Source organism: Acidovorax sp. KPB24-07, assembly GCF_057543315.1.
This window is the reverse complement of the sequence record NZ_BAAJYS010000556.1, coordinates 1-1,779: the sequence shown is the minus strand read 5'-3', so window position 1 is coordinate 1,779 and position 1,779 is coordinate 1. Positions and strand designations below refer to the sequence as shown.

Here is a 1,779-nt window from a genome sequence, read left to right as displayed (position 1 = left end):
CCGCGCACGTCGACGCCGCCCCACGGCGCCCTCGCGCGCCAGGATGGCGGTGCAGCCCGTGGGGCGGCGGGCGTCGGTGTAGTGGCCGACCTCGATGCCCGCCACGCGGGTGATGCTGCCAGCGTCGCTGGCCGAACGGGATGCTGCGGTCATATGGGCGGCGATTATGGCGCCGCGCGGGGGGGCTTCAGCGCACGGCCTCGATGCGGGTGATGACGAGCGCGCCGCGCTGGCTCTCGGCATGAAAGCGCACCGGCGGACGTTGAAGTTGCTTAAACGGACGCTAGCGATCTCCTTGAGCAATGCACCATGCCAAGCTGGCACCTTTTCATTAATGCGCGGCGGCTGCGTGATCACGATGCGGGTAGATCACCATCCACTTGCTCTCTTCGCCGCCATGTGCCTATGTTCGCTACTGGCTAGTCGATGAGCGAGTGCTGAGGCAATATGCACTATCCCAATATCAAGGATGAATGATGGGCCAATGTATAAGCAGTTCCGGCGGGGCGAGATCTCCATCGGCACCCCGATGGCAAACGGACGGGCCGCGGCGAGAGTCGGGTAACACCTATGTCAGGCGCAACTCAGTGCCGGGCCTCGAACCCAATTCGGCGCGGCGGCAGTCTTCCGCCGGAAACCGCGCACCCCGCGCCGCATTGACACCACCGGGCTCGCCTAGCAGCAATGCCAGTTCGTCGAGCAGCGCCCGGACGTCGTCGGTGCAATCCGCCCATTCGCCGCGATCATCCCAGAGCGTCTATAGCCATCCGTCGATCGGCCAGTTCAGCGTGCAGGCGCACCCTATCGCCCCCGGATCGAACGAGCTGTGCTTTGATATGGCGCTGGAGACACCTACGGGTCGGCGTATCGAGACCCAGCATCAGATGGAACACTCCCAAAGCGACCCGTGCCACGGTGGACATTCGTCCATCAGCTTTGGGGACATTGAGTTTCCCGAGGAGATGCAGGGCAAGGGCTTGGGCACCATGTACTTGGCCGCTGCGGCGAAAGAGGCGAAGAAACTCGGTGTGGAACTGGTCGGGATCGACAACGTCGTGTCGGGAGCCATGCGCACGCTGTGCAATCGCGTGGGCATGACGCAACAATTTGTGCCGGGCTTCTACGAACTGGATCCGGACACGCTGCTCAGGAACTGCGAGCGTCGGGCAGCGGATAAGGGGTGGGAGGCTGAGTAACTATCCACCGGCAAAGCCGGGGCATTCGGGATATGAGCCGCTCGAAGCGGCTACAAGAGCTCGCTAACGCGGCCCCTCATTCTTGGGGTTGCATCCTGCTGGCTACTCACCTTCATAGACAGAGTTGATCCAACTGATGAAAAGACTCGCCCCGATGACGGGCGTTGAAGCTGCTTATCTTGCGACGTACCCCGCGAGGGTTGAAGCGGCCACGGCTGCTGACACAACGGACGCTGGCGATCTCCTTGAACAAGGCATCACGCCAAGCTGGCAGCCGGTCAGGGGGAACAGCCGCATCTTGCGCTTGATCAAGCGCACGGCGTGTGTGAAGCTCAATCGATCGGAGGAGTCGAGCCCCCCGGGGCCATGCGGCTTGTTCCTTCCACACCTCGATGGCGATGGATTGAAGCCCGGCCGCGAAGGCTGGCCAGGGCAGGGCGGCGGTTGGCCTGCGGGGTTCGTGTGCCGCCTGCGGCAGGGGCGATCAAAGGCATGGAAGGGTTCTTTCGATCGGGTAGGTTGCCGACAACAGGTTCAAAAACGGCTCCAGCGCATATTCTTCTAGGGCATATTGCTATGAAAT

1 protein-coding gene and 1 pseudogene are annotated in these 1,779 nt (G+C 62.5%); one reads left to right on the top strand and one right to left on the bottom strand.

Going from position 1 to position 1,779, the window contains the following annotated elements; genetic code table 11:
• Positions 1–153, bottom strand: a pseudogene (locus tag AC27IQ_RS23785) (P1 family peptidase); the annotation flags it as partial.
• A 434-nt stretch (positions 154–587) separates the two neighbouring features.
• On the opposite strand from AC27IQ_RS23785, the gene AC27IQ_RS23780 reads away from it, so the two are divergent.
• A complete protein-coding gene (locus AC27IQ_RS23780; protein ID WP_487091035.1) occupies positions 588–1,196 on the top strand; it encodes a hypothetical protein in 609 nt (202 codons plus the stop codon).
• The last annotated feature ends 583 nt before the right edge of the window (positions 1,197–1,779 follow it).